At 71.4% G+C, this 22,630-nt stretch carries 17 protein-coding genes and 1 pseudogene; 16 read left to right on the top strand and 2 right to left on the bottom strand.

Annotation, left to right across the window (positions count from 1 at the left end; all coding sequences use genetic code 11):
* Nucleotides 1-13: 13 nt before the first annotated feature.
* Both fdhD and OG782_RS32190 read right to left on the bottom strand, forming a co-directional pair.
* Entirely contained in the window at nucleotides 14-862 is an 849-nt protein-coding gene (fdhD, locus tag OG782_RS32185; protein WP_406457025.1) for a formate dehydrogenase accessory sulfurtransferase FdhD, read from the bottom strand.
* Nucleotides 863-867: 5 nt separating this feature from the next.
* Nucleotides 868-1,009 (bottom strand): annotated as a pseudogene (locus OG782_RS32190) (Fe-S-binding domain-containing protein); the annotation flags it as partial.
* A 223-nt stretch (nucleotides 1,010-1,232) separates the two neighbouring features.
* On the opposite strand from OG782_RS32190, the gene OG782_RS32195 reads away from it, so the two are divergent.
* The 16 genes from OG782_RS32195 to OG782_RS32270 all read left to right on the top strand — a co-directional run bounded on the left by OG782_RS32195 (nucleotide 1,233) and on the right by OG782_RS32270 (nucleotide 22,463).
* Nucleotides 1,233-2,183: a beta-ketoacyl-ACP synthase III gene (locus OG782_RS32195; protein ID WP_406457027.1), complete on the top strand. Its 951-nt coding sequence runs from the start codon at nucleotides 1,233-1,235 to the stop codon at nucleotides 2,181-2,183.
* Between the two features lie 372 nt (nucleotides 2,184-2,555).
* Nucleotides 2,556-3,737: an ROK family protein gene (locus OG782_RS32200; RefSeq protein ID WP_406457029.1), complete on the top strand. Its 1,182-nt coding sequence runs from the start codon at nucleotides 2,556-2,558 to the stop codon at nucleotides 3,735-3,737.
* A 331-nt stretch (nucleotides 3,738-4,068) separates the two neighbouring features.
* Complete coding sequence (locus tag OG782_RS32205) at nucleotides 4,069-5,601, top strand: sugar ABC transporter ATP-binding protein (protein ID WP_406457031.1); 1,533 nt, start codon at nucleotides 4,069-4,071, stop codon at nucleotides 5,599-5,601.
* Nucleotides 5,598-6,647: an ABC transporter permease gene (locus OG782_RS32210; protein WP_406457033.1), complete on the top strand. Its 1,050-nt coding sequence runs from the start codon at nucleotides 5,598-5,600 to the stop codon at nucleotides 6,645-6,647. Before OG782_RS32205 ends, OG782_RS32210 begins: the two co-directional genes overlap by 4 nt.
* Before the next feature lie 74 nt (nucleotides 6,648-6,721).
* A complete protein-coding gene (locus OG782_RS32215; RefSeq protein ID WP_406457035.1) occupies nucleotides 6,722-7,762 on the top strand; it encodes a substrate-binding domain-containing protein in 1,041 nt (346 codons plus the stop codon).
* A gap of 68 nt (nucleotides 7,763-7,830) precedes the next feature.
* Nucleotides 7,831-9,069 (top strand): Gfo/Idh/MocA family protein, encoded by a 1,239-nt coding sequence (locus OG782_RS32220; protein WP_406457037.1) that lies wholly within the window; start codon nucleotides 7,831-7,833, stop codon nucleotides 9,067-9,069.
* Nucleotides 9,070-9,081: 12 nt separating this feature from the next.
* The gene (locus OG782_RS32225) at nucleotides 9,082-10,086 is read left to right on the top strand and encodes a sugar phosphate isomerase/epimerase family protein (protein WP_406457039.1); all 1,005 of its coding nucleotides are present in this window, start codon (nucleotides 9,082-9,084) and stop codon (nucleotides 10,084-10,086) included.
* 319 nt (nucleotides 10,087-10,405) lie between these two features.
* Nucleotides 10,406-14,122: a ThuA domain-containing protein gene (locus OG782_RS32230; RefSeq protein WP_406457041.1), complete on the top strand. Its 3,717-nt coding sequence runs from the start codon at nucleotides 10,406-10,408 to the stop codon at nucleotides 14,120-14,122.
* A gap of 118 nt (nucleotides 14,123-14,240) precedes the next feature.
* Complete coding sequence (locus OG782_RS32235; RefSeq protein ID WP_406457043.1) at nucleotides 14,241-15,359, top strand: inositol-3-phosphate synthase; 1,119 nt, start codon at nucleotides 14,241-14,243, stop codon at nucleotides 15,357-15,359.
* Nucleotides 15,356-16,255, top strand: coding sequence for an SCO3242 family prenyltransferase (locus OG782_RS32240; protein ID WP_406457045.1), 900 nt, complete (start codon nucleotides 15,356-15,358; stop codon nucleotides 16,253-16,255). Before OG782_RS32235 ends, OG782_RS32240 begins: the two co-directional genes overlap by 4 nt.
* Complete coding sequence (locus tag OG782_RS32245) at nucleotides 16,252-17,148, top strand: sugar phosphate isomerase/epimerase family protein (RefSeq protein WP_406457047.1); 897 nt, start codon at nucleotides 16,252-16,254, stop codon at nucleotides 17,146-17,148. The genes OG782_RS32240 and OG782_RS32245 overlap by 4 nt, the downstream gene beginning before the upstream one ends.
* Nucleotides 17,127-17,822 carry an EboA domain-containing protein gene (locus tag OG782_RS32250; RefSeq protein WP_406457049.1) on the top strand — a complete coding sequence of 232 codons (696 nt, stop codon included), beginning with the start codon at nucleotides 17,127-17,129 and terminating at the stop codon, nucleotides 17,820-17,822. Before OG782_RS32245 ends, OG782_RS32250 begins: the two co-directional genes overlap by 22 nt.
* Nucleotides 17,822-18,670, top strand: a complete 849-nt coding sequence (locus OG782_RS32255; protein ID WP_406457051.1) for a TatD family hydrolase — start codon at nucleotides 17,822-17,824, stop codon at nucleotides 18,668-18,670. Before OG782_RS32250 ends, OG782_RS32255 begins: the two co-directional genes overlap by 1 nt.
* A 4-nt stretch (nucleotides 18,671-18,674) precedes the next feature.
* The gene (gene eboE, locus OG782_RS32260; protein ID WP_406457053.1) at nucleotides 18,675-19,850 is read left to right on the top strand and encodes a metabolite traffic protein EboE; all 1,176 of its coding nucleotides are present in this window, start codon (nucleotides 18,675-18,677) and stop codon (nucleotides 19,848-19,850) included.
* The gene (locus OG782_RS32265; protein WP_406457055.1) at nucleotides 19,847-21,244 is read left to right on the top strand and encodes a nucleotide pyrophosphatase/phosphodiesterase family protein; all 1,398 of its coding nucleotides are present in this window, start codon (nucleotides 19,847-19,849) and stop codon (nucleotides 21,242-21,244) included. The genes eboE and OG782_RS32265 overlap by 4 nt, the downstream gene beginning before the upstream one ends.
* A gap of 49 nt (nucleotides 21,245-21,293) precedes the next feature.
* The gene (locus OG782_RS32270) at nucleotides 21,294-22,463 is read left to right on the top strand and encodes a sugar phosphate isomerase/epimerase family protein (RefSeq protein ID WP_406457057.1); all 1,170 of its coding nucleotides are present in this window, start codon (nucleotides 21,294-21,296) and stop codon (nucleotides 22,461-22,463) included.
* The last annotated feature ends 167 nt before the right edge of the window (nucleotides 22,464-22,630 follow it).

The following is a 22,630-nucleotide window of genomic DNA, read 5'->3' on the forward strand; positions in this document are numbered from 1 at the left end:
CTCAGGGGGCGCCTCAGTTCTGGACGGCCGGCGCCTCCAGGGCGATGCGGTGCTCGCCCGCGTACACGTTCATGGAAGGTCCGCGCAGGAAGCCGACCAGGGTCAGGCCGGTCTCCGCCGCCAGGTCGACCGCGAGGGACGACGGCGCCGAGACGGCGGCCAGCATCGGGATTCCGGCCATCACCGCCTTCTGCGCCAGCTCGAACGAGGCCCGCCCCGAGACCAGCAGGATCGACCGGGACAGCGGCAGCCGGTTGTCGGTCAGGGCCCGTCCGACGAGCTTGTCGACCGCGTTGTGCCGGCCGACGTCCTCCCGGATGTCGATCAGCTCGCCCGTCTCGGAGAACAGGGCCGCCGCGTGCAGACCCCCCGTCCGGTCGAAGACCTGCTGCGAGGCGCGCAGCCGGTCGGGGAGGGCGGCCAGCAGTCCGGGCCCGACCCGGACCGGGGGAGCGTCGGCGATGGGGTGCCGGGTCGTGGTGCGCACCGCGTCCAGGCTCGCCTTGCCGCACAGGCCGCACGAGGACGTCGTGTAGACGTTGCGTTCCAGCGTGATGTCCGGGACCACGACACCGGGTGCGAGCCTCACGTCCACCACGTTGTACGTGTTGACGCCGTCGGCGCCCGCCCCGGCGCAGTACACGATCGACTGCACCTCGCAGCCCTCGCCGAGGACGCCCTCGCTCACCAGGAAGCCGGCCGCCAGCGCGAAGTCGTCGCCCGGGGTGCGCATCGTGATGGCGAGCGGCTTCCCGTTCAGCCGGATCTCCAGGGGCTCCTCGGCCACGAGGGTGTCGGGGCGGGTGGAGACGACCCCGTCGCGGATGCGGATGGTGCGGCGGCGCTCGGTGACCCGTCCCATGCCAGTCAGACCCGATTCTGTACGTGTTGGAAGCCGAAACGGCCCTTGGTGCGGAGGTTGCCGTGGGTCACCGGGGCTGTCGTGCGTCGAGGTGACCTGGACGGTCTCATTGTCCTGCACATGGGGCGTGATGGTGCAGCCGGCTCCGCCGTGAGGTGGGTGCGGGGGAGCGGCCCGGGACGTGCGGGAGGAGCGACGGGCACCGTCAGGTCGACTGAAAATTGTCCGTAATGTCGGGTTCAGGTGATCAAGGCTGTTGTCAAGCCTCCAAGCCTCGGGCGGTAATCCTGTGGGATCACGTGCCCCTGTACCGGTCGGTAGCGACCAAGACTGGATGGTTCCTGCCATATGTAGCGAGGGGAACCTGAATATGACCGGCTCACGTGTCGTGGCGCTCGGCCACTATCAGCCCGCCAAGGTGCTCACCAACCATGATCTGGCGGCCATGGTCGACACCAGCGACGAGTGGATCACCAGCCGTGTCGGCATCAAGACCCGCCACCTCGGCGGCCCCGACGAGCCGGTGGACGAGCTGGCCGCGCATGCGGCGGCCAAGGCGCTCGCCGCCGCCGGACTGCAGCCGGCCGACATCGACCTGGTGCTGGTCGCCACCTCCACCGCGATCGACCGGTCGCCGAGCATGTCGGCCCGCGTGGCCGCCCGCCTCGGCATGACCTCGCCCGCGGTGATGGACATCAACGTGGTCTGTTCCGGTTTCACCCACGCCCTCGCCACCGCCGACCACGCCGTCCGTGCGGGAGCCGCCACCCGCGCCCTCGTGATCGGCGCCGACAAGATGGGCGACATCGTCGACTGGACCGACCGCTCGAACTGTGTGCTGATGGGGGACGGCGCCGGTGCGGCGGTCGTGGTCGCCGACTCGGGCGTGAGCGAGGCGCCCGGAATCGGGCCGGTGCTGTGGGGTTCCGTGCCGGGGATGGGTGACGCGGTCCGGATCGAGGGAACACCGCCGCGCTTCGCCCAGGAGGGGCAGTCCGTCTACCGCTGGGCCACCACCCAGCTGCCGCCCATCGCGCGCAAGGTGTGCGAGAAGGCGGGCATCGCCCCCGAGGATCTCGCCGCGGTGGTGCTGCATCAGGCCAACCTGAGGATCATCGAACCGGTCGCCAGGAAGATCGGCGCGGTCAACGCGGTCATCGCCAGGGATGTGGTGGATTCCGGCAATACGTCCGCGGCCTCGATCCCGATGGCCCTGTCCAAGCTGGTGGAGCGCGGCGAGGTCGCCACCGGTGCTCCGGCGCTGCTGTTCGGCTTCGGCGGGAATCTCAGTTACGCGGGTCAGGTGATCCGCTGTCCCTGAGGCCGCGTTCCCTGGGGCCGCCGTGCCTGAGGGGGGTGTGCTCGCAGGCGACGGCGATCATGCAGACCCACACGGGGCACGCCCGGCAGACCTGCCTCCGGCGCGAAGGGGCATAACCCTTCGCCGCCCACGCCCTCGGCCACCGGCCGGCGCAGCAGCGCCGGCGACCGGGGGCGTTTCCGCGTTCCGGCCCGGCCGGGAGGCTCTCGGTAACCCCTCCGCGCTCGCGACGGAGAGGCCCTTTGTCCTCAGGGTGGAGAAAGTTGCGGCGGATTCCTGCTCAACTTCTTCCCACTCCCGGCAAGCGCTGCTACGTTCCCCTCCAAAGCCCGACGGACAGGCCGATGTGGCGGGGAGGGGCGCGTGAGACGAATGACGGCACGACCCGCGAATGCGCATCAGGCGCGACTGCTTCGGCTGTTGCGCGACGGCGGGCCCAACTCACGGGCACAGCTGGGGGATCAGGTCGATCTCTCCCGCTCCAAGCTCGCCGTCGAGGTGGACAGACTGCTGGAGACCGGCCTTGTCGTGGCCGACGGACTCGCCGCATCCCGCGGCGGGCGTCGCTCGCACAACATCCGGCTCGCCCCGGCACTGCGCTTCCTCGGCGTCGACATCGGCGCCACCTCGGTCGATGTGGCGGTCATCAACGCGGAGCTGGAGGTCCTGGGCCACCTCAACCACCCCATGGACGTACGCGAAGGCCCCGTCGCCATCTTCGAGCAGGTGCTGTCCATGGCGGCCAAGCTCCGGGCCTCCGGGCTCGCCGAAGGGTTCGACGGCGCGGGTATCGGTGTACCGGGACCCGTCCGCTTCCCCGAGGGCATCCCCGTCGCGCCGCCGATCATGCCCGGCTGGGACGGCTTCCCGGTCCGCGAGGCACTCAGCCAGGAACTGGGCTGCCCCGTCATGGTCGACAACGACGTGAACCTGATGGCGATGGGGGAGCAGCACGCGGGCGTGGCCCGTTCCGTGGGCGACTTCCTGTGCGTCAAGATCGGTACGGGTATCGGCTGCGGCATCGTCGTCGGCGGAGAGGTCCACCGCGGTACGACGGGCAGCGCCGGCGACATCGGCCACATCCAGGTCGAACCCGACGGCCGCCCCTGCGCCTGTGGCAACCGGGGCTGCCTGGAAGCACACTTCAGCGGCGCCGCACTGGCCCGCGACGCCGAGGACGCGGCACGCGCCGGCCGGTCCCCGGAGCTCGCGGCCCGGCTGGAGGCGTCCGGGAAACTCACCGCCGTCGACGTGGCCGCCGCCGCGGCCGCCGGCGACCCCGTCTCGCTCGACCTGATCCGCGAAGGCGGCAACCGGGTCGGACAGGTCATCGCGGGACTCGTCAGCTTCTTCAACCCCGGTCTGGTGGTGATCGGCGGCGGGGTGACCGGACTGGGCCACACGCTGCTGGCCAGCATCCGGACCCAGGTCTACCGGCAGTCCCTGCCGCTGGCCACCGGCAACCTCCCGATCGTGCTGGGCGAGCTCGGACCCGCCGCCGGAGTCATCGGCGCGGCCAGGCTCATCAGCGACCACCTCTTCTCACCCGCCTGAGCTCGTCCCACCCGCCTGAGCCGAACCGATCACGCCTGAGCTCGTCCCACCCGCCTGAGCCGAACCGATCACGCCTGAGCCGACCCGATCACGCCCGGCGGACAGCGCACCGGGCCGCACGCGCACCGAAGGTCACCCGCACCCTCGCCCACCCACCGGCCCGCACCGAAGGCCTCCCACCGGCCCGCACCACAGGCACCGCCCCCGCGCCCCGGGCCGGGGTCCGGGGCACCGCCCCGGGACCGTACTCCGCCCTGCCCGCTCACCGGCCCTTCCCGCGCTCCCGGCACCGTCCGGGCAGGGAAGACCCCATCCGCCGAGGGGATTTGTCATGGCTCCAGAACCACCGCTGCTCACCATGTCCGGCATCACCAAGTCCTTCCCCGGTGTGCGCGCCCTCGACGGCGTGGACCTGGAGGTCCAGGCCGGAGAGGTCCACTGCCTCCTCGGTCAGAACGGCGCCGGCAAGTCCACCCTCATCAAGGTGCTCGCCGGGGCCCACCAGCCCGACGACGGCGAGATCACCTGGCGCGGCGCACCGGCCGTGCTCAAGTCGCCGATCACCGCGATGCGGCTCGGGATCGCCACCATCTACCAGGAACTCGACCTGGTGGAGGGCCTGTCGGTCGCCGAGAACGTGTTCCTGGGTCATGAACCCACCAGTGCCGGCTTCGTGGTCCGCATCCGCGAGGGCCGCAGTGCGGCCGCCGCGCTGCTGAAGCGGCTCGGCCACCCTGAGATCGATCCCGCCCGCGCGGTCGGTGAACTCTCCGCGGCCCAGCAGCAGATCGTCTCGATGGCGCGGGCGCTCTCCCACGACGTGCGCCTGATCGTGATGGACGAGCCGTCCGCCGCCCTCGACCCCGACGAGGTCGACAACCTCTTCCGGATCGTCGCCTCCCTGACCGCCGACGGCGTAGCCGTCGTCTACATCTCGCACCGCCTGGAGGAGATCCGCCGGATCGGCGACCGGGTGACCGTGCTCAAGGACGGACGGGCCGTCGCGGTCGGGCTTCCCGCCGAGTCCACGCCGACGCGCGACATCGTTGCCATGATGACCGGCCGCAACGTCGAGTACGTCTTCCCGCCCCGGCCCGAAGCAGCTCCCGAGGACGCCCGGCCCGCCACTGCTCCGGTCCTCACGGTCCAAGGCCTCACCAGGAAGGGCGAGTTCGACCCGGTCGACCTGGAGCTCAGGCCCGGCGAGATCGTCGGTCTCGCCGGACTCGTCGGCTCCGGGCGATCCGAGATCCTGGAGACGATCTACGGTGCCCGCAAGGCCACCGCCGGCCGGGTCACGGTCGCGGGCAGCCCGCTGCGGCCCGGCAGCGTGCGCGCCGCCGTCGCCGCCGGTATCGGCCTCGCTCCCGAGGAACGCAAGGCGCAGGCCCTGCTGATGCTCGAATCCGTCACCCGCAACGTCTCCGTCTCCTCCATGTCCCGCTTCTCCAGGGCCGGTTGGCTCGACCGGGGCGCCGAGCGGAAGGCGGCCCGCGGCGCCACCCGCGAACTCTCCCTGCGGCCCGACAACCCGGACACCCCCGTCCGCACCCTCTCCGGCGGCAACCAGCAGAAGGCGGTCCTCGCCCGCTGGCTGCTGCGCGGCTGCCGGGTGCTGCTGCTCGACGAACCGACCCGCGGGGTGGACGTCGGCGCCCGCGCCGAGCTCTATGCCGTGATCCGCCGGCTGGCCGACGAAGGCCTCGCCGTTCTGCTCGTCTCCAGCGAAGTGCCCGAAGTCCTGGGCCTCGCCGACCGGGTGCTGGTCCTCCGCGAAGGGCGCGTCGTCCATACGGCGGACGCCAGGGAGCTCGACGAGCACCGCGTACTCGACCTCGTGATGGAAGGGAGCCCGACGTCATGACACAGCCCGTCTCATCGGCGCAGCAGAGCGGGCCGGACAAGGGCGCCGCGCCCGTGTCCGTCCCCGTGTCCCCGAAGAAGGACGGATCCCCGCGCGCCTTCGGGCTGCGCGCGGATGTCCGCAACCTGTCTCTGCTCGGCGTTCTGGCCGCGCTCATAGTCGTCGGCGGGATCACCGAGCCCGACGCCTTCCTGGACACCGGGAACCTCCAGCTGGTCCTGACGCAGTCGTCCGTCATCGGTGTCGTCACCGTCGGCATGACCTTCGTCATCATCAGCGGCGGCATCGATCTCTCCGTCGGCGCGATGGTCGCCCTGGCCTCCGTCTGGGCGACGACGCTCGCCACCCAGGACTTCGGCTTCGCGGGCATCCTCTTCACCGCCGTCCTGGTCGGGCTCGGCGCCGGGCTCGTCAACGGTGTGCTCATCGCGTACGGCCGGCTGGTGCCGTTCATCGCGACGCTGGCGATGCTCGCCTCCGCCCGCGGGCTGGCGCTCCATCTCACCGACGGCAAGACCCAGATGGTCACCGTGAAGTCGGTCCTGGACCTGGGCCTGCCGGACGCCTACGTCCTCGGCGTCCCGCCGCTGGTGATGATGTTCGCCGCGGTCACCGTCGTCGGCTGGCTGGTGCTGAACCGTACGACCTTCGGCCGCCGCACGGTCGCCGTCGGCGGCAACGCCGAAGCGGCCCGGCTGGCCGGCATCGACGTACGCCGCCAGCGGCTCTACCTCTACCTGCTGTCCGGACTGTGCTGCGGCATCGCCGCCTTCATGCTGATCATCCTGTCCGGCTCGGGCCAGAACACCAACGGCAACCTGTACGAGCTCGACGCCATCGCCGCCGCGATCATCGGCGGCACCCTGCTCACCGGCGGCCGCGGCACCATCGTCGGCTCCGTCCTGGGCGTCCTCGTCTTCACCACGATCACCAACATCTTCGCGCTCAACAACCTGCAGAGCGATGTCCAGCAGATCGCCAAGGGAGCGATCATCGTCGTCGCCGTCCTCGTCCAGCGCCGGACGTCGGCCCACGGAGAGACCTGACACTCCGTCTTCTCCCCCTGAACACCCGTCTGTTCCGCCTCCTCACGCCGCACCGGATGAAGGGTTTGACAGCCATGCCAGAAACCAGCCGCAGAGGACTGCTCCTCGGTACCGCAGCAGTCTCCGCAGGTGCCTTCCTGACCGCCTGCACCAGTAACGAGCCCAAGGAGAAGGACACCGCCGCGCAGAGCAACGCCCCCGCGGCCGACGACAAGCCGGGCAAGCCCGTCACCATCGGCTTCGCGGGCCCGCAGGCCGACCACGGCTGGCTCAACGCCATCAACGAGAACGCCAGGTCGCGGGCGAAGAAGTACTCGGAGGTGACCCTGGAGACCACCGAGGGCTCCAACGACACCGCCGCCCAGATCGGCCAGGTCAAGACCCTCATCAACAAGAAGGTCGACGTCCTCGTCATCCTCCCGGCCGACGGCAAGGCGCTCACCCAGGTCGGCCTGGAGGCCATGCGGGCGGGCATCCCCGTCATCAACCTGGACCGCATCTTCGCCTCCCCGCAGGCCTACCGCTGCTGGGTCGGCGGCGACAACTACGGCATGGGCCTCAACGCCGGCACTTACATCGGCGAACAGCTCAAGGACAAGCCGAACGCCAAGGTCGTCGAGCTCGCCGGCATCGACAACCTGGAGCTCACCAAGCAGCGCAGCCAGGGCTTCGCCGACGCGCTGAAGAACTACTCCAACATCAAGCTGGTGGCCCGTCAGGCAGCCGACTTCACCGTGGAGTCCGGCCAGGCGAAGATGGCCCAGCTGCTCCAGGCCCAGAAGCAGTTCGACGCCCTGTGGAACCACGACGACGACCAGGGTGTGGGCGCGCTCCGCGCGATCCAGCAGGCCGGCCGGGACGAGTTCCTGATGGTCGGCGGCGCCGGGGCCAAGTCCGCGATGGACGCCATCAAGGCCGGCAACAGCGTGCTCAAGGCCACCGTTCTCTACCCGCCGACCATGGCGGCGACGGCCATCGACCTGGCCCGCGCGCTCGGCCAGGCCAAGGGGGTGTCCGGGCTCGCCGAACTGGAGATCCCGACCAACCTCACCCTGTACTCGGCCGTGGTCACCAAGGAGAACATCGACCAGTACCTGCCGACGGGCTTCAACTGAGCCGCCCCGCGGGAGGGTGCTGACCCTCCCGCCGCACCCACCGAACCACCGATGAGGAGGAAGCCCGGATGGCCCGTAGGGAAGAGACGGAGCAGGAGGCGGCCGCGCCGCCGACGTACCGGCCGATGGCGAGCGCACCGACGCTCGGGGTCGGCATGGTCGGATACGCGTTCATGGGCGCCGCCCACTCGCAGGGGTGGCGCACCGCGGGCCACGTCTTCGAGCTGCCGATGAGGCCGGCTCTCGCCGCGATCTGCGGACGCGATCGAGCGGCGGTCGACGCCGCCGCCGGCCGGCTCGGCTGGGCGGCGGCCGAGACCGACTGGCGCGCCCTGATCGCCCGGGACGACGTCCAGCTCGTCGACATCTGTACCCCCGGCGACAGCCATGCGGAGATCGCCATCGCGGCGCTGGAGGCGGGCAAGCACGTGCTGTGCGAGAAGCCGCTCGCCAACACGGTCGCGGAGGCGGAGGCCATGACCGAGGCGGCGGCGCGCGCCGCCGCCCGCGGTCAGATCGCGATGGTCGGGTTCAACTACCGCAAGGTGCCCGCCATCACCTACGCCCGCAAGCTCATCGCCGAGGGCCGGCTCGGCACCCTGCGGCACGTCCGGGCCACCTATCTCCAGGACTGGCTGGTCGACCCCGTCTCGCCGCTCACCTGGCGGCTGAAGAAGGAGCACGCGGGCTCCGGCGCGCTCGGCGACCTCGGGGCGCACATCGTGGACCTCGCCCAGTACCTGGCGGGGGAGCTGCTGGTGGGGGTCTCGGCGGTGAGCGAGACCTTCGTGCGCGAACGCCCGCTGCTCGCCGGCCCTTCGGGGGGCCTCGGCGGCGTCGCGGCCGCCGGGGAGTACGGCGCGGTGACGGTGGACGACGCGGCGCTGTTCACCGGCCGGCTCGCCTCCGGGGCCCTGGCCTCCTTCGAGGCGACCCGGATGGCGGCCGGACGCAAGAACGCGCTGCGGCTGGAGATCAACGGTGAGCGCGGCTCGCTCGCCTTCGACCTCGAGCGGCTCAACGAACTGTCCTTCCACGACCACACCGAGCCCGCCACCACGGCCGGCTTCCGGCGCATCCTGGTCACCGAGCCCGAGCATCCGTACCTGGAGGCCTGGTGGCCGCCGGGGCACGCGCTCGGCTACGAGCACACGTTCATCCACCAGGCCCGGGACGTGGTGCGGACGATCGCCGAAGGGGCGCCGCCCGTACCGTCGTTCGCCGACGGGCTCCAGGTGCAGCGGGTGCTGGCGGCGGTGGAGGAGAGCGCCGAGATGAACTCCGTACTCACGCCCGTACAGTCCTAGGAGGTCCTGCGCATGCCCCGTCCCTTCACCCTCTTCACCGGCCAGTGGGCCGATCTGCCGCTGGAGGAGGTCTGCCGGTACGCCCGTGACTTCGGCTACGACGGCCTCGAACTGGCCTGCTGGGGCGACCACTTCGAGGTGGACAAGGCCCTGGCCGACCCCGGCTACCTGGAGGGCCGTCACCAGCTGCTCGACAAGTACGGGCTCAAATGCTGGGCGGTCTCCAACCACCTGGTCGGCCAGGCCGTCTGCGACAACCCGATCGACGAGCGCCACCAGGGCATCCTGCCCGCCCGGATCTGGGGCGACGGGGAGCCCGAGGGGGTACGCCGGCGGGCCGCCGAAGAGATCAAGGACACCGCACGGGCCGCGGCGGCCTTCGGCGTGGACACGGTCATCGGCTTCACCGGCTCGTCGATCTGGCACCTGGTCGCGATGTTCCCGCCCGTCCCGCCGCACATGATCGAGCGGGGGTACGAGGACTTCGCGGAGCGCTGGAACCCGATCCTGGACGTCTTCGACGCGCAGGGGGTGCGGTTCGCCCACGAAGTCCATCCCAGTGAGATCGCGTACGACTACTGGACCACGCACCGCGCGCTGGAGGCGGTGGACCACCGGCCGGCGTTCGGGCTGAACTTCGACCCGAGCCACTTCGTCTGGCAGGACCTCGACCCGGTCGGCTTCCTGTACGACTTCCGGGACCGGATCTACCACGTGGACTGCAAGGAGGCCCGCAAGCGCCTGGACGGCCGCAACGGCCGGCTCGGCTCCCACCTGCCCTGGGGCGATCCGCGCCGCGGCTGGGACTTCGTCTCGGCGGGGCACGGGGACGTGCCCTGGGAGGACGTGTTCCGGATGCTGCGGTCCATCGGGTACGACGGGCCGGTCTCCGTGGAGTGGGAGGACGCCGGCATGGACCGGCTGGAGGGCGCGCCGGAGGCGCTGACGTCGCTGAAGCGGTTCGATTTCGACCCGCCGAGCGCGTCGTTCGACGCGGCGTTCGGCGGCAAGGACTGAGGCACCGGGGGCTCCGCCCCCGGACCCCCGCTCCTCAAGCGCCGGAGGGGCATGGACGTGCCCGGCGGCACCCGCAGACGCCGCCGGGCCGGTCCCCCCTGCCCAGAACCCCCTTTGTCCTGGCCGGGGAAAAAGTTCAACACCACCGCCGCACAAGGGCTTTCCGTCCAGGACGAACAGGTCTACCGTCCAAATCGTGTACATGACATGACCCCCGTCACCGGAGCCGCACAGGCCCCGGCTGACCTGCGCGGCAGTCCCCGCGCTTCACGGCTCGGCAGCACCCGCCCGTACCACCGGCACTCTCCGGAGGACACTCGTGCACAGAACCCGCAGCAGGAGCAGAACCAGGCTCCGCGTCCGTAAATCCCTCGCCCTGTTCACCGGCGGCCTCCTCGCCGCCGCCACCCTCAGCCTGAGTGCCACCTCGGGCACGGCCGCCGCCCACACGGAACCCGCGCCGCCATCCGCGGCCGAGGACTTCCAGCAGGTCACCCTCGCCAAGGGCGCCGCCGAGACCGGCGAACCCATGTCGCTGGCCGTGCTCCCCGACCGCAGCGTCCTGCACACCTCGCGCAGCGGCGAGCTGCGCATCACCGACAGCGCGGGCAACACCCGCATCTCCGGTGTCATCCCCGTCTACTCGCACGACGAGGAAGGCCTCCAGGGGATCGGGGTCGACCCGGAGTTCAGCGAGAACCGGGCGATCTACCTCTACTACGCACCCCCGCTGGACACCCCCGCCGGCGACGCCCCCGAGACCGGCACCGCCGCCGACTTCGCCAAGTTCGACGGAGTCAACCGGCTCTCCCGCTTCGTCCTCAACGAAGACGGCACCCTCGACCTCGGCAGCGAGAAGAAGGTCCTCGACGTCCAGACGTCCCGGGGCATGTGCTGCCACGTCGGCGGCGACATCGACTTCGACGCCGAGGGCAATCTGTACCTGTCGACCGGCGACGACTCCAACCCCTTCGCCTCCGACGGCTTCACCCCCATCGACGAGCGCCCCGACCGCAACCCGGCGTTCGACGCCCGCCGCTCCGCGGGCAGCACCAACGACCTGCGCGGCAAGATCCTGCGGATCAAGGTCGCCGACGACGGCACGTACACCGTCCCGGACGGCAACCTCTTCGCGCCGGGGACGGACAAGACCCGCCCCGAGATCTACGCGATGGGCTTCCGCAACCCGTTCCGCTTCACCGTCGACAAGCCCACCGGCATCGTCTACGTCGGTGACTACGGGCCGGACGCCGGCGCGGCCGACCCCAAGCGCGGACCGGCCGGACAGGTCGAGTTCGCCCGGGTCACCAAGGCCGGGAACTTCGGCTGGCCGTACTGCACCGGCAACAACGACCCGTTCGTCGACTACGACTTCGCCACCAAGACCTCCGGCGCCGCCTTCGACTGCGCGGCCCCGAAGAACACCTCGCCCCACAACACCGGTCTCGTCGACCTGCCGCCTGCCCAGCCCGCCTGGATCCCGTACGACGGCGCGTCCGTACCGGAGTTCGGCACCGGCTCCGAGTCCCCGATGGGCGGTCCGGTCTACCACTACGACGCGGACCTCGACTCGCCCGTGAAGTTCCCCGAGGCCTACGACGGCGACTTCTTCGCCGGTGAGTTCGGCCGGCAGTGGATCAAGCGGATCGAGCAGGACGCCGACGGCAAGGTGCAGTCCATCAACGACATCCCGTGGTCGGGCACCCAGATCATGGACATGGCGTTCGGCCCCGACGGTGCCCTGTACGTCCTGGACTACGGCCTCTCCTGGTTCGGCGGCGACGAGAACTCCGCCCTCTACCGCATCGAGAACGCCACCGGGGGGCGCTCACCGATCGCGGTGGCCGCGGTCAACAAGACCTCGGGCACGGCGCCGCTGAAGGCGCAGTTCTCCTCGGCAGGAACGGCCGACGGTGACGGCGACGCCCTCACCTACGCCTGGGACTTCGGCGACGGAGGAACCTCCACGGCCGCGAACCCCTCGTACACGTACAAGAAGAACGGCACCTACACCGCGACCGTGACCGCGAAGGACCCCTCCGGGCGCACCGGTTCGGCCAGCGTCCATGTGACCGTCGGCAACACGGCGCCCAAGGTGAACCTGGAACTCCCCGGTGACGGGCAGCTGTTCACCTTCGGCGACGAGATCCCGTTCAAGGTGACCGTCACCGATCCCGAGGACGGCACGATCGACTGCTCCAGGATCGAGGTCAGCTTCGTCCTCGGCCACGACAGCCACGGCCACCCGATCACCACGGAGCACGGCTGCACCGGCACCATCACGACCAAGATGGACGGCGGGCACGACCCCAACGCCAACATCTTCGGGGTCATCAACGCCTCGTACACCGACGGCGGGGGCGGCGGCCAGGCCGCACTGACCGGCCATGACCAGTCGCAGCTCCAGCCGCGCCACCGGCAGGCCGAGCACTTCAACGCCTCGTCCGGCATCAAGACGTACGACAAGGCGAACGCCGAGGGCGGCAAGACCGTCGGTGACATCAACAACGACGACTGGATCTCCTTCAAGCCGTACATCCTGGGGGACTCCACCAAGCTCACCGCCCGGGTCTCCTCCGGCGGAGCGGGCGGCTTCCTCGAAGTACGGTCCGGCTCCGCGACCGGGACGATCCTCGGCTCCGCACCCGTACCGGTGACCGGCGGCTGGGAGACCTTCCAGGACATCGACGTCCCCCTGCGCGGCGTCCCGAAGAAGGCCACCGAACTCTTCCTGGTGTTCAAGGGCGGCGAAGGCGCGCTCTACGACATCGACGACTTCGAGCTCTCCAACACCCCGCCCGACAAGACCGCCAAGCGCGTCCTGGTCTTCTCCAAGACCGCCGGCTTCCGCCACGACGCGATCCCCGAGGGCATCGCCGCACTGAAGGAACTCGGCAAGGACAGCAACATCACGGTCGACGCCACCGAGGAGGCCGGCCAGTTCACCACCGCCAACCTGGCCCGCTACGACGCCGTCGTCTTCATGTCGACGACCGGTGACGTACTGGGCGCCGACCAGCAGAAGGCCTTCGAGAACTACATCGCCTCCGGTGGCGGCTACATGGGCATCCACGCCGCCGCCGACACCGAGTACGACTGGTCCTTCTACGGCGGACTCGTCGGCGCGTACTTCTCCGGCCACCCCGCCATCCAGCCCGTCACGGTCCGCGTCGAGGACCACAAGCACCCGGCCACCGCCCACCTGGGCGACGCCTGGGAGCGGACCGACGAGCTGTACAACTACCGCACCAACCCGCGCGACAAGGTGAAGGTCCTCGCCACGCTCGACGAGACGACCTACACCGGCGGCACCATGAAGGGTGACCACCCCATCACCTGGTGCCAGACCTACCAGGGCGGCCGCTCCTTCTACACCGGCCTCGGCCACACCAAGGAGTCGTACGCCGACGCGGACTTCCGCAAGCTCCTGCTCGGCGGGGTACGGTACGCGGCCGGCCAGGTCAAGGGCGACTGCAAGCCCGGCACCGGCTACCGGTCGATCTTCAACGGCAAGACCCTCGAAGGCTGGAAGCAGGCAGGCCCCGGGAAGTTCGACGTCGTCGACGGCGAACTGCGCTCCCAGGGCGGCATGGGCCTGCTGACCTACCAGGCCAAGGAGCTGAAGTCGTACTCCCTGAAGCTCGACTGGAAGCTGTCGGGCGACGACAACTCCGGCGTCTTCGTCGGCTTCCCCGAGTCCGACGACCCCTGGTCCGCGGTGAACAACGGCTACGAGGTCCAGATCGACGCCTCCGACGCCGTCGACCGCACCACCGGCTCCGTCTACACCTTCAAGGCGGCCGACATCAAGGCCCGCGACCAGGTGCTGCGCCCGCCGGGGCAGTGGAACAGCTACGAGATCAAGGTGCAGGGTGAACGGCTCCAGATCTTCCTCAACGGAGTGAAGATCAACGACTTCACCAACACCGACCCGGTCCGCAGCCTCAAGGACGGCTACATCGGCCTCCAGAACCACGGGGCCGACGACCAGGTGTCCTTCCGCAACATCCAGCTCAAGGAACTGCCCTCGGCGTAGGGCAGCCCACCCGGCCGGCGGCGGGCGGGGCGTCACGCCCCGCCCGCCACCCCCCGGCCCCTCCAGCACAGCGCCACCCGCTCTGCCCAGCCAGGACCCCCAGCCAGGGAGGCAGCCCGTGTCAGCACACGCCGTTCGTACCGGAGTCTGGTTCATCGGAGCACGCGGCTCCGTCGCCACCACCGCCACGGCGGGGTGCGCAGCGGTCGCGGCAGGCCTCCACCCGGCCGCCGGCATGGTCACCGAGACCGCCCCGTTCACCGACAGCGGCCTGCCACCCGTGGCCTCCCTCGTCTTCGGCGGCCACGACATCCTGGACTGTCCGCTTCCCAAACGGGCCGAGGCGCTGGCCGCCGGGGGAGTGCTGCCGCACGGACTCCCGTCGGCCGTACGCGCCGAACTCGCCGCCGCCGACGCGGAGATACGCCCCGGCGGCCCCCTGCCGGGCGACACCCGTACGGACGGGGAACTCATCACCGCGTTCGCCGCCGACCTCACCGACTTCGGCCGCCGCAACGCTCTGGCCAGGACCGTCGTCGTCAACGTCTCCTCCACCGAACCGGCACCCGCCGACGGCGCCGAACGGCTTCCCACCAGCTCGCTCTACGCCGCCGCCGCGCTCCGGGCCGGCTGTCCGTACGTCAACTTCACCCCCTCCACCGGGCTGCGCGCCCCCGCCCTCCAGGACGCCGTCGCGGCCTGCGGACTTCCTCACGCCGGCCGCGACGGCAAGACGGGCCAGACCCTGCTCCGCTCGGTCCTCGCCCCGATGTTCGTGCAGCGCGCCCTGCCCGTACGGGCCTGGTCCGGCACCAATCTGCTGGGCGGCGGGGACGGGGCGGCCCTCGCCGACCCGGCCGCCGCCGCCGCGAAGAACGCCGGCAAGGAACGCGTCCTCGCCGACACCCTCGGCGCCGCACCCGAGGGCGAGGTCCACATCGACGACGTCCCGGCGCTCGGCGACTGGAAGACCGCCTGGGACCACATCGCCTTCGACGGGTTCCTCGGGGCGCGCATGGTCCTCCAGACGACCTGGCAGGGCTGCGACTCCGCCCTCGCCGCACCCCTGGTGCTCGACCTGGCCCGGCTGCTGGCCCGCGCCCACGAGGCGGGCCTGACCGGCCCGAGGCCCGAACTCGGCTTCTACTTCAAGGACCCGGACGGCGGACCGGCCGCACTGTCCGAGCAGTACCTGGCGCTGCTCGCCTTCGCCGAGCGGCTGCGGGGGGAGAAGTGACGGTACGCGCCTGGGCGGAACTGCTCAGGGTCTCCGCGCTCTTCACCGTCCCGGGCGACGCCCTCGCGGGCGCGGCGGCCGTGGGCAGGCGCCCCGACCGCTCCACCGCGCTGGCGGTGGGCGCCTCACTCTGTCTGTACGAGGCGGGCATGGCCCTCAACGACTGGGCCGACCGCGAGGAGGACGCCGTCGACCGGCCGCACCGCCCGATCCCCTCGGGCCGGATCACGCCCCGCGCCGCGCTCACTGCGGCCGGCGGCCTGACCGCGGCGGGCCTGGCCCTCGCCGCGCGTGCGGGCCGCCCGGCGCTGGGCGTCGCCACCGGCCTCGCCGCCACGGTCTGGGCGTACGACCTCCGTCTGAAGCACACCCCGGCGGGCCCGGCCGCGATGGCGGCGGCGCGGGGCCTGGACCTGCTGCTGGGAGCGGTGGCCACGGGGGCGGGGGCGCGGACCGCTCCGACGCCGGGAAGGGCCCTGACGGCCGCCGCCCTGCTGAGCGCCCACACCTACGCGGTCACCACCGTCTCGCGCCACGAAACCCAGGGCGGGTCCACCACCGCACCCCTCACCGCTCTCGCGGCCGTCGCCGGGATCGGCGGCGCCGTGGTGCGCGGGCGGCAGACCTCCCGGGGCGCGGCCCGGCCCGCCTCCGCCCGGCTCCTCCTCGCCGCGTTCAGCGGCGCCTACCTGCACACCGCCGCCCGCCCCCTCGCGCACGCCGCGCTCAACCCCTCACCGCCCCTCACCCAGCGCGCCGTCGGCAGTGGCATCCGGGCGATGATCCCGCTCCAGGCGGCCCTCGCCTCGCGCGCGGGAGCCACCGGTACGGGGCTCGCGGTCATGGGCCTCGTCCCGCTCGCCCGCGCCCTCTCCCGGAAGGTGAGCCCCACATGACACTCCGCCTCGGCTACGGCACCAACGGGCTCACCGACCTGCGCCTGGACGACGCCCTCGCTCTCCTCGCCGACCTCGGCTACGACGGCGTCGGCCTGACCCTCGACCACATGCACCTCGACCCGATGGCCCCGGACCTCGCCGCCCGCACCCGGCGGGTCGCGGCCCGGCTCCAGGAACTGGGACTCGGCGTCACCGTGGAGACCGGGGCCCGCTACGTCCTGGACCCGCGCCGCAAACACGGCCCCTCGCTCCTCGACCCGGACCCCGGGGCCCGCGCGGCCAGGACCGCGCTGCTCGTCCGGGCGGTCGACGTCGCCGCCGAACTGGGCGCCCACGCCGTGCACTGCTTCAGCGGCATCAGGCCCCCCGACACCGACCCCGACACCGCGTGGCAGCGGCTCACCGAAGCCCTCGCCCCGGTCCTCGACGCGGCGGACCGGGCCGGGGTGCCCCTCGCGATCGAGCCCGAGCCCGGACACCTCCTCGCCAACCTCTCCGACTTCCACCACCTGCGCGTCCTGTCCGGGGACCCGGCACCGCTCGGACTCACCCTCGACATCGGGCACTGCCAGTGCCTGGAGCCCGCCCTGCCCGTCGACTGCGTACGCGACGCCGCCCCCTGGCTGCGCCACGTCCAGATCGAGGACATGCGCCGCGGCGTCCACGAACACCTCCCCTTCGGCGACGGCGAGATCGACTTCCCGCCCGTCCTGGCCGCACTCGACGCGCTCGGGAACAACGGATACGCCGGGCTCACCGTCGTCGAGCTGCCCCGCCACTCCCACGCGGGCCCCGAACTCGCCCGCACCTCCCTCGACTTCCTCACCAGGAACCGCCCGTCGACCGAGACCGCCGAAGGGAGCACACCATGCCGCCCACCCCACTCCTGACCCGCAAGGAACTCGACACCCTGCTCGGCGGAGCCGCGCGTGCCTGGCTCGACGAAGCCCTCGCCGAGGCCGCCCACGCCGCCGCCCACCCGGACACCACACCCGCGGACAGCTACGCCGTACCACCGTGGGAGCTGCGCTACGCCGCAGCCGGCCGGCACTGCGGACTCGAGCACGCCGACTCCGTACGCGCCCTGCTGCTCGTCGAGGCCCGCGCCGCACTGCCCGCCCTGACCCGGCTCTACGAACAGGGCACCGCCGCCGAACGCCGCGCCGTCCTGCTCACCCTGCCCGCACTGGACCTCGGTGCCACCGCCCTGCCGCTCGTCGAGGACGCCCTGCGCACCAACGACACCACGCTGGTCGCCGCCGCCGTCGGCCCGTACGCCGGCGTCCACCTCGACGCGCACAACTGGCGCCACGCCGTCCTCAAGTGCCTGTTCACCGGCGTTCCCGTCGCGGCCGTCGACCAGCTGGCCCGGCGTGCGCGCGGCGACGCGGAACTCGCCCGGATGCTCGGCGACCACGCGGCCGAGCGGATCGCCGCAGGCAGACCCCTCTCGGCGGACCTGCACCACGTACTCGCCCTCACCGCACCCGGCACGAACGCCCCCGGCCCCGCAGCACCCGCCACCGGTCCCGCCGCCCCCACGGTCCCCACGGAGGAGTCCTGATGCGCATCTTCGACCCCCACATCCACATGACCTCCCGCACCACGGACGACTATCAGGCGATGTACGACGCCGGGGTCCGCGCGCTCGTCGAACCCTCCTTCTGGCTCGGCCAGCCCCGCACCTCGCCGGCCAGCTTCTTCGACTACTTCGACGCCCTGCTCGGCTGGGAGCCCTTCCGCGCCGCCCAGTACGGCATCGCCCACCACTGCACGCTCGCCCTCAACCCCAAGGAGGCGAACGACCCCCGCTGCACCCCCGTCCTGGACGCCCTGCCCCGTTACCTCGTCAAGGACTCCGTCGTCGCCGTCGGCGAGATCGGCTACGACTCGATGACCCCTGCCGAGGACCACGCGCTGGCCGTCCAGCTCCAGCTCGCCGCCGACCACGGACTGCCCGCGCTCGTCCACACCCCGCACCGCGACAAACTCGCGGGTCTGCGCCGCACGATCGACGTCGTACGCGAGTCCGACCTCGCACCGGAACTGGTGCTGCTCGACCACCTCAACGAGACGACCGTGAAGGACGCCCTGGAGAGCGGCTGCTGGGCCGGCTTCTCCATCTACCCCGACACCAAGATGGACGAGGACCGCATGGTCGCCGTCCTCAAGCTCCACGGCACCGGGAAGATCCTCGTCAACTCAGCCGCCGACTGGGGCAGGAGCGACCCGCTGAAGACCCGACACGTCGGCGACGCCATGCTCGCCGCCGGATTCACCGAGGACGACGTCGACCAGGTGCTCTGGCGCAACCCCGTCGCCTTCTACGGACAGAGCGGCCGCCTCCACCTCGACACCACCGCCCCCGAACCACTGCACGAGGGCAACTCCATCCTGCGCGGCGGGGAGTGAGGCCATGCGCTTCCGCCACCCCGACGGCACCGTCGTCCACCTCGCCTACTGCACCAACGTCCACCCCGCCGAAACCCTCGAAGGCGTCCGCACCCAGCTGCGTGACCACTGCGAACCCGTACGCAAACGGCTCGGCCGCGACCGCCTCGGCATCGGCCTCTGGCTCGCCAGGGACGCCGCCCGCACCCTCATCAACGACCCCGCACAGCTGCGCGCCCTGCGCACCGAACTCGACCACCGCGGCCTCGAGGTCGTCACCCTCAACGGCTTCCCGTACGAGGGCTTCGGCGCCGAGGAGGTCAAGTACCGGGTCTACAAGCCGGACTGGACGGACCCCGAACGCCTCGCCCACACCACCGACCTCGCCCGGCTCCTCGCCACCCTCCTGCCCGACGATGTCACCGACGGCACCATCTCCACCCTCCCCCTCGCCTGGCGCACCCCGTACGCGGGCGACCCCGAAGCGGCCCGCACCGCACTCGCCGCGCTCACCACCCTCGGCGAGCGCCTCGACGCGCTCGCCGAACTGACGGGGAAGTCCATCCGGATCGGCCTCGAACCCGAGCCGGGATGCACCGTCGAAACCACCGCCGACGCCATCGCCCCCCTCACCGCCGTCGGCCACGAACGCATCGGCATCTGCATCGACACCTGCCACCTCGCCACCTCCTTCGAGGACCCGGACACCGCGCTCGACGCCCTCACCGCAGCCGGTATCCCCGCCGTCAAGGCACAGCTCTCCGCCGCCCTGCACGCCGAGCACCCCCACCTCCCCGAAGTGCGCACCGCGCTGGCCGCCTTCGCCGAACCCCGATTCCTCCACCAGACCCGCATCGCGACCGCCGCGGGACTGCGCGGAACGGACGACCTCGGTGCAGCCGTCACCGGCCGGGCACTGCCCGACAGCGCCCCGTGGCGCGCCCACTTCCACGTACCGCTGCACGCACCACCCGCGCCCCCGCTGACCTCCACCCTCCCCGTGCTCCGCGCCACGCTGACCCGGCTGGTCGGCGGAGCCCGGCCGCTCACCCGGCACCTGGAGGTCGAGACGTACACCTGGCAGGCGCTCCCGGCCGAGCTGCGCCCCCGTACCCGCGCCCAGCTCGCCGACGGCATCGCCGCCGAACTCACCCTCGCCCGCGACCTCCTGGTCGACCTCGGCCTCAAGGAGCTGCCATGACCACCGCCGGGACGACGCCCGCCCCCACCCCCCTGCTCGTCCTCGACGTCGTCGGGCTCACCCCCCGCCTCCTGGACCACATGCCCCACCTCAAGGCCCTCGGACAGTCCGGCACCCATGCCCCGCTCGGCACCGTGCTGCCCGCCGTCACCTGCGCCGCCCAGTCCACCTTCCTCACCGGAACCACCCCCGCCGAGCACGGCATCGTCGCCAACGGCTGGTACTTCCGCGAACTCGGCGACGTCCTCCTGTGGCGCCAGCACAACGGACTCGTCGAGGGCGACAAGCTCTGGGACGCCGCCCGCCGCACCCACCCCGGCTACACCGTCGCCAACATCTGCTGGTGGTACGCCATGGGGGCCGACACCGACTTCACCGTCACCCCGCGCCCCGTCTACTACGCCGACGGCCGCAAGGAACCCGACTGCTACACCCGCCCGCCCGCCCTGCACGACGAACTCACCGACAAGCTCGGCACCTTCCCCCTCTTCCACTTCTGGGGACCGGGCGCCGACCTCGTCTCCTCGCAGTGGATCATCGACGCGACCCGCCACATCCTCGACACCCGCCACCCCGACCTCGCCCTGTGCTACCTCCCGCACCTCGACTACGACCTCCAGCGCTACGGCCCCGACGACCCGCGCGCCTTCAAGGCCGCGGCCGACCTCGACCGGGCCGTGGCCCCGCTCCTGGACGACGCCCGCCGTGAGGGACGTACCGTCGTCGCCCTCTCCGAGTACGGCATCACCCGCGTCGAGAGGCCCGTCGACATCAACCGCGCCCTGCGCCGCGCCGGACTCCTGGAGGTCCACACCCAGGACGGCATGGAGTACCTGGACCCGATGGCCTCCCGGGCCTTCGCCGTCGCCGACCACCAGATCGCCCACATCTACGTACGCCGCCCCGAGGACCTCGAAGCGGCCCGCGAGGCCCTGGCGGACCTGCCGGGCATCGAGCAGCTCCTCGACGACGAGGGCAAGAAGGCCCACGGCCTGGACCACCCCCGCTCCGGCGAACTGGTCGCCGTCGCCGAACCGGACGCCTGGTTCACGTACTACTACTGGCTCGACGACGACCGGGCGCCGGACTTCGCGCAACTCGTCGAGATCCACCGCAAACCCGGCTACGACCCCGTCGAACTCTTCATGGACCCGGAGGACCCGTACGTACGGGTCAAGGCGGTCACGGCCGTCGCCCGCAAGAAACTCGGCATGCGCTACCGCATGGCGGTCGTGCCACTGGATCCGTCACCCATCCGCGGCAGCCATGGCCGCCTCCCCCTGAGCGACGAAGAAGGTCCGCTCATCCTCTGCTCCACCCCCCACGCGTTCACCGGCCCCGTCCGGGCCACCGAAGTGAAGTCCCTGCTCCTCACGCTCGCCGGCCTCGCATGAGACCGGTCCGTGTGCAGCGTTGCGAACATCTTCGAGAAAGAGAGAGACCGTGACCGTGTACAACGACGCATCCGGAACGGACGGCGCCCTGCGCCGCAGCCTCGGCGTCAGCCGCCGCAGCTTCCTCAGCACCTGCACCGCCGCGGCGGCAGGGGCGATCGCCGCGCCCGTCCTCGCCGCACCGCCGGCCTTCGCCCAGCCCGCCCCCCACGAGGGGCACGGCCAAGGCCACGGCCATGGCAACGGTCAGGCGCTGGTCCCGGCGGCGAAGCGGGGAATCATCCTGTACACCGTGCGCGACGCCACGGGCCGGGACCCGCTCAGCACCGGCCTTCCCTCGGGCTTCCGCGAGGTCTTCAAGGAGCTGGCCCGCTACGGCTACAAGCAGGTCGAGTTCGCCGGGTACGGCCAGCACGCCAACGCACCCGGCGGCGGCAACCTCGAAACGGTGGAGGGTGCGAAGCTGCTGCGCTCGTGGCTCGACGAGTACGGTCTGCGCGCCCAGGGCAACCACGGCTTCATCCCGGGGTCCTGGCCGCTGAGCCAGAGCGACCTGGACCAGTTCAAGCGGCACCTCGAAATAGCGAACATCCTCGGCATGGACCACATGGGCACCGGCGGCGACCCCACCGGCAGCGCCTACCGCGCCGACTGGGACGTGGCCGCCGACAAGTGGAACGCGCTGGGACAGATCGCCCGCCGTGAGGGCATCAAGCTGTACACCCACAACCACGACGCGGCCTACGGCTTCCTGCTCGACGGCGGTCCGCTGGACGCCCAGGGCCGGCCCACCCGCAGCTCCGGCATCCGCAAGCTGGAGTACTTCCTCGGGGTCACCGACCCGAAGACCGTCTGGCTGGAGATGGACATCTTCTGGGCGCACGTCGCCCAGTACAAGTTCCACACCTACACCGCGCACGACGGATCGCAGCAGGAGAACACCTTCGACCCCGCGGCACTGGTGCGCTGCCACAACAAGCGCTACCCGCTGTTCCACGCCAAGGACGGTGTCCTCAACACGACCAGCGGAGACGGATACGACATGGTCCCCTTCGGCACCGGGGCCATCGACTACCGGACGTTCTTCCGTCGCGTCGGGGCGGCGAACTACCGCAACCCGATGGTCGAGCAGGACAACGCCCCGAGCTCGACCGACCTCGCGCAGTCCCTGAAGCACGCGCGAACCGGCTACGACAACCTGGCGGCCCTGCGCAAGTAGAACCCTCGGAGGCCCCGGCCCCCGGTGTGCCTCGTACGACGGGCCGCCCCGCAATTGCGCGGGGCGGCCCGTCGTCGTGGTTCGGCCGCACTGAGAGACCTGTACGACCTCCCGGCTGCCCTGCCGTTCCAGCCTCGCTGCAGCGAATCCCAGTCCCGCCGCGGCAA

Origin of the sequence: Streptomyces sp. NBC_00876, assembly GCF_045207435.1 — a bacterium.
Lineage (GTDB): Bacteria > Actinomycetota > Actinomycetes > Streptomycetales > Streptomycetaceae > Streptomyces.